General features: G+C 38.6%; 3 protein-coding genes. All 3 read right to left on the reverse strand.

Annotation, left to right across the window (positions count from 1 at the left end):
• Window positions 1–3,885 (reverse strand): non-ribosomal peptide synthetase (locus tag BPMYX0001_RS29805; protein ID WP_157753647.1); only part of this gene is annotated, 3,885 nt, incomplete at its 3' end.
• 523 nt (window positions 3,886–4,408) lie between these two features.
• Window positions 4,409–4,690: a condensation domain-containing protein gene (locus BPMYX0001_RS35065; RefSeq protein WP_327844007.1), complete on the reverse strand. Its 282-nt coding sequence runs from the start codon at window positions 4,688–4,690 to the stop codon at window positions 4,409–4,411.
• Between the two features lie 969 nt (window positions 4,691–5,659).
• Window positions 5,660–5,803, reverse strand: a complete 144-nt coding sequence (locus BPMYX0001_RS35070) for a group II intron maturase-specific domain-containing protein (protein ID WP_367946538.1) — start codon at window positions 5,801–5,803, stop codon at window positions 5,660–5,662.
• Between the last annotated feature and the right edge of the window lie 609 nt (window positions 5,804–6,412).

Here is a 6,412-nt window from a genome sequence, read left to right on the forward strand (position 1 = left end):
TAAGGCACCGTACATTTCCCAAACTGAAAAATCAAAACAATAGGAGTGGAACAATGTCCAAACATCTTCTTCCGAGAAATCAAAGAGATTCTGATCGTTAAACAAGAGACGTATCACGTTCCGGTGCTCCACCATGACCCCTTTCGGCTGTCCAGTAGATCCCGAGGTATAGATGATATAAGCCAAATCATCCGGACCAGCTTCCACCTCCAGATCCGAAGGATCCTCTTTCTCCCATTCCCGTTTCCAAAGCTCCAGTACCTGTCCGGAATAATGGGCGGGAATGTCTTCTGCATACTGGACGATCAGCTTCTCGGCCCCGCTATCTTCAAGCATATAGCGGATTCTTTCCTCCGGGTAATCCGGATCAATCGGAAGATAAGCTGCACCCGCCTTTAATATACCGAGGATACTTATAATCATCTCGGGTGAACGATCGACTAGAAGGCCTACTATCTGTTCGCGACCTACCCCCTGCTTGTGAAGAAGGCGGGCCACTTGGTTAGATTTTCTATGTAGTTCACCATACGACAAACAATCTTCTCCCAGAGTTAAAGCAATCTTGTCTGGTGCCTTAGTAGCCTGTTCTACAAAAAGACTTATCAATGTTTTTTCCTGAGGGTAATCAACTTTCTGGTTATTAAACTGATGCAGAAGAGAAAATGTTTCCTCATTTTCGAGAAGCTGTTCATTCCTAAACCGCTGATCTAAATTATCAATCAAAATGTATAAAGCACGTTCAAAATAGCCTAAAAGTCTTTTAATAATTAAATCCGAAAAAGAAGAAACAATCCTGATTTCAAATTGATTTAGAGTTGTAGAAATTGAAAAATCAAATAAAGTATTGGTTTTTTCATAACTCTCTTTTCTAGGGGTTATGGAATGCTTCTTGATATTTTCATATGTGTGAAAGTCTATGAAATTAAATAAAATATCAAAAACAGGGTTATCCAAAGCACTTGAAGCACCTATAGCTTCTGATATTCTTTTAAACGAAAGACGTCCGAATTTTTTCTTATCAATTTGTTTTTTATGAACTTTTCTTAATAGCGTCTCCCAAGTCTCTTCTTTATCTATAGAAATCCTAAAAGGAATTGTGTTTAAAAAACAACCGAGCATTTTTTCAGCATCCTCAGTAACCGGCCTTGCGTTCTCAACCAAACCTATAGTTATATCACTTTCAAACGTGATCAACTTCATTACAGAGAGGTAGGCAGTCAGGCAAATTGTTCTTATAGTAGTCTTCTCTTTTTTAGCAACTCGTTTAAGTTGTTGAAGAAGTTCAGGATTTAGCACTTTAGTAGTTGTTTTAGTTTCCTGTGTAGCTTCAAATGGAAGTTGAAGCCTCTTAAAATCTTTCAACTCCTTCTGCCAGTAAGTCGTTAGATCTTCCTGCTGGGAAACAACCATCTGGTCTACTATATAATCCTTATAGCTGCTCTTCAGTTGAGACAGTTCTACAGAACCAGTTTTCAACTTGAAATATACGCCTACTAACTCCGTCATAAAAGAGGCGACACTCCAGCCATCCATAATGGCATGATGGACTATCCAAGCAAAAGCGACCTGACGGTCGTTTAACCTATACACCCGAAGCCTCCAAAGGGGATCCTCTTTTAGCTCAAACGGATTCTGACGATCTTCCAAAAGAGAACGCTCAATAAAATCTTCCTGCTCTTTTTCTGTATATACTGATAGATCATGCTCTATAATATCGACTGGAACTGACTGGTAGACAACTTGAAGAGGCACAGATCCTTCATCTAAGAAAAAGCCCGTTCGTAAAATTTCATGTTTATTCATTAATAAGGTCATAGCTTCAGTTAATTTTTCCACTTCAAATGAAGCATCCTCTAGCTGATAAACAAGTTGGTCATGATAAAACGCTTCTTCTGGATATTTCAAAGAATAAAAAACCATTCCCTGCTGGATATCACTCATTGGATACACATCAACCACTTTATAAGCTAAAGAGACGTGCTCCGTAAGGAACCTACTCTTCGAATCCTGCAATTCTTTTCTTTTTTCTATTCGTTCCTCTTCCAGTGAAAAACTTTGTGTACCGGCATACGCGACTAGCTCTTTTATAGTTGGATATTCATACAAATCTTTAATCTGAATAGCCCAGTCCATTTTCCTATTCATAAAACTAATCAATCCGATGGCTTTGATAGAGTCTCCGCCCAGATTGAAAAAGCTGTCACTTACACCAAGAGAGGTACCTAAAAACTCTTCCCAGATAGACCGTACACGGCCTTCCAGCGGATTCCGGGGCTCCTCATGGATAACACCTTTCATTTTCGGAGCCGGAAGCCTGTGGCGATCCACCTTACCATTGGAAGTGAGTGGCATCATTTCAAGCTGAATGAAATAAGAAGGAACCATATAAAATGGAACTCTTTTGGCCAATTCCATCCGGAGTCCCGAAGGACTCAATTCCTCTTCGGCTGTATAATAGGCAGCCAAAGCTTGTCCCTGTTCCTCTTCAAAAGCTTGTACAAAAACTTCTCTAATTCCGCTACAGAGAAGTAGCTGGGTCTCAACCTCTCCTAATTCGATCCGGTGGCCGCGGATTTTAACCTGGTCATCCATTCTTCCAAGGTACTCCAGATTTCCATCTTCCAGCCACCGGGCCAAGTCGCCTGTTTTGTACATCCGCTCTCCCGGCTGGAACGGATTTTCGACAAAGCGCTCTTCCGTTAAATCCGGCCGGTTCAAATAACCTCTGGTCACACCTTCCCCGGCCACATACATTTCACCACCAACTCCAATAGGTAGGAGGTTCTTCTGGCTACCCAGCACATACACTTGAAGGGTAGGAATCGGCTTTCCAATATTGCTGATGTTAGTCTCAATTTCTTTTTCAGTGATTTCCTTATACGTGACATGAACAGTCGTTTCCGTAATCCCGTACATATTAATCAACTGTGTGGAAGGATAGGCCGCTTTCCAGTCCTTCAGCTGTAGAGGGGATAGCTTTTCACCCCCAAAAATGACTTTGCGGACAGGCATCTCGGCCGGCTTTAGCTTTTTCATCTGGTGAGAAAGCTGATAAAACGCCGTAGGCGTCTGGTTCAAGATGGTCACCTTCTCTTTAAGTAGAAGCTCGGCAAAAGCCTCCGGATCACGAGCCACAAAAGATGGAACAAGAACTAATCGGCCTCCATACAACAGGGCGCCATACATTTCCCAAACCGAAAAATCAAAACAATAGGAGTGGAACAATGTCCAAACATCTTTTTCTGAGAAATCAAAGAGACTCTGATCGTTAAACAAGAGACGTATCACGTTCCGGTGCTCCACCATGACTCCTTTCGGCTGTCCAGTAGATCCCGAGGTATAGATGATATAAGCCAAGTCTTCCGGACCAGCTTCCGCTTCCAGATCCGAAGGATCTTCTTTCTCCCATTCCCGTTTCCAAAGCCCCAGTACCTGTCCGGAATAATGAGCGGGAACGTCTTCTGCATACTGGACGATCAGCTTCTCGGCTCCGCTGTCATCAAGCATATAGCGGATTCTTTCCTCCGGGTAATCCGGATCAATCGGAAGATAAGCTGCACCCGCCTTTAATATACCGAGGATACCTACAATCATCTCAACCGAACGATTAACCAGGAGGCCCACTACCTGTTCGCGGCCTGCCCCCTGTTTCTGAAGAAGGCGAGCCACTTGGTTGGATTTTCTATGCAGTTCACTATAAGACAGGTTATCTTTTCCTATTGTCAAGGCGATCCTGTCTGGTGTCTTCATAGCTTGCTCATGGAAAAGATCTACAATTGTTTTTTTTCGCGGGTATTCCGCCATGGTATTATTGAAATCTACTAATAACTTCTGTTTCTCCACGTTTGATACAATACTAATTTCCGAGAGTTTAATTTTCGACAACCCCTTCCATTAACCTTTTATAATATTCAAGAAAACGGTAAATAGTTTCTTCTCCTAAAAGAGCAGTGTTGTATTCCAGTCTTAGTAAAAAAGAATTTCCCAGTGATAAATATGTAAAAGAAAATCAAATTTGGATGTATAATTACTTTCAACTTACAAACTAATCTGCAGATCACCAATTTTGTAATAATCAATGAGTTCATTTTGATAAATGAACATCGTCTGAAATGATGGTGATATACTGCGGCTTAGCCTGTATAGAGATGCAGCAGAAATGAATAAAGAATAAATTTGTAAACATAAGGTGTAACATTTATTCTTTTACAATGTTGATGAATTTTTTTCCAAAAGAGACTCTATCTGCAAGTCAAGATAATTTCCGTCATAAGTGAGTACGACTGCTTTTCTGGAATTATATGAAAATTTAATGCAAGAAATCTTACATCTATCATTTTTCAATATTCAATCTTTTAAGAGAAGCAGCTCTCCTATCGAAGATAAAGTGGTTCAACCAATTAACGTATTATAAATACTGAAACTCAATCCTCTTAAGTGATACTTCTCCTCTGTTTCTGAGCTGCTGATGTGTCTCTATGGGTTCTTTTTCAAATAAATTAGTGAACCATCCGTCAGTAATTATATGTTTGACAGATTCAGCCAGAATGGAATAGTCACTGTCAATCATAAAAATTTTTATACGAATTAACGAATCGTGTGAAAAATCAAAAGGCGTATCAACTTTTTTAGATAATCTCTTGCTTTTTAGATTCTTTGTTTCCTTATGCATGAGAAGAAAGATCCACACCGTAAATAATAGATAGACAATTCTGATAATGAAACATTGGTTGTCACCAGATATTTCAAAATGAGTCTGTTAATTCTCATGTCGATTTACCATTTATTGCCCCTTTAAATACTCCACATGTAGTAATTCTTTAAAATGAGGGGTAAATGTGGAGGCATAGAAAGGAAAGTATGGGACTTTCTAATACACAAACTATAGACTTGTCTGCGAAGGCATCAAAAGAGTTCATCTCTTTTAATTCCATTACAGAATGCGGAAGTTCGGTATCACTATAATTGCAAAATAGCAAATTGATCTTTGCTTCCTCATTTGGAAGCAGGAAAACAAAACAACCGAAAGCTCTCATTAATATCTCAAGTAGAATACTGGGAGCGTCTTCAGTAAGCGAAATATCATTCTAGTAAAACGCTTCTGGACCGCCTCCATGATCCATGGATTCTAAACACTTGAACCGAGATACATTCTACGAGGAAACCGTAGGAAGACCTCCTATTCTGAGAGCAGTTTTAGTATTACAAAATGTAATTTTAAAATCCTTTATATCGTCTATACTTCTTAGTTTTTCTTTTAAGACTTCAATAGTTTTAGAATTCCCTAAATATTCGACCTCCCTCAAAATATAAAAAACCGAATAATTTTATATAAAAAAAATACATTTTTCTCAATACAAGTAAAAGTTTACCACTATTTATTAACTTTTGAATAGAGTTTTTTTATATTATTAGTAATAATTTAAATATTAATAATAAATTTTAAATAAAATATAAAATCCCAACATATAATCAATTGAGATAGAGGGAGGGGACTAACTTCTGTCGGCCTCAAACCACCGTACATACGGTTCCATATACAGCGGTTCAAAATTACACGCAATTGTTCATAATCTTATCGTTAGGCTCTTCAATCCTTGTTTTCGCAGTATCCATTTCAAAAAATCCCCTATTTGTATGCTTTCTCTCCAGCACCTAATTATTTCCTTAGATGTTCGATTCCAGTTCTTCGGTTCTTCCACTCCTTCCATAGAATCATTCTCAGTCTACGTGTAAACCCACCTTCAAGTTCTTTTAGTTTCGATGGTGTATCCATGAGTTTGTAGCATCCTATCCATTCAATAAAGTACTAATTCAATTCTTTTATTCGGTTTTCCATCTTTATATATTACTTTCTTAACATCATTTCCCGAGTTCTGCTTTGGATCTTAAAATACTTATTTGGAAAATCCTGACTTTTTAATTTATCTAGAATAATATTAGATAAAAGCAGAATCAATGGACCACCGTATACAAAATTTATCATAATCCTCCTTGTGAAGTTCCTTCTGTGTTTAGGTTGACTAATCCGTTGTCCATTATTCCTGCTTGTAGGTATGTACAGATTAATCTAAGATGCTTAATCTTTTGAGAGTGTGTCATCATAGGTCTGTCATAGTTTTATCTTATCGAAGAATTTTTCAAAATCTATGTCTATTACCTATAACCTTCTTCTATATAAACTTGCTCCAATCTGATTACATCATGTGAACGTTCCCCCAGACAAAATTCAAGACTTAGAAAAAACCGGGGCGTATATACTCGTTAGAACTTTGGAAATAGACTGTTGAAAAGAAAGCTTTCCGCCTTCCTTCAGGCTATGACATACCCTTGTCTTAAGCTACAGCTACTATCACCCTTACAGTCCAGAGCTTCACCTATGCCGGGTACAAAAAAACTTTCAGCCAGTTTG

It is taken from the genome of Bacillus pseudomycoides DSM 12442 (assembly GCF_000161455.1).
Lineage (GTDB): Bacteria > Bacillota > Bacilli > Bacillales > Bacillaceae_G > Bacillus_A > Bacillus_A pseudomycoides.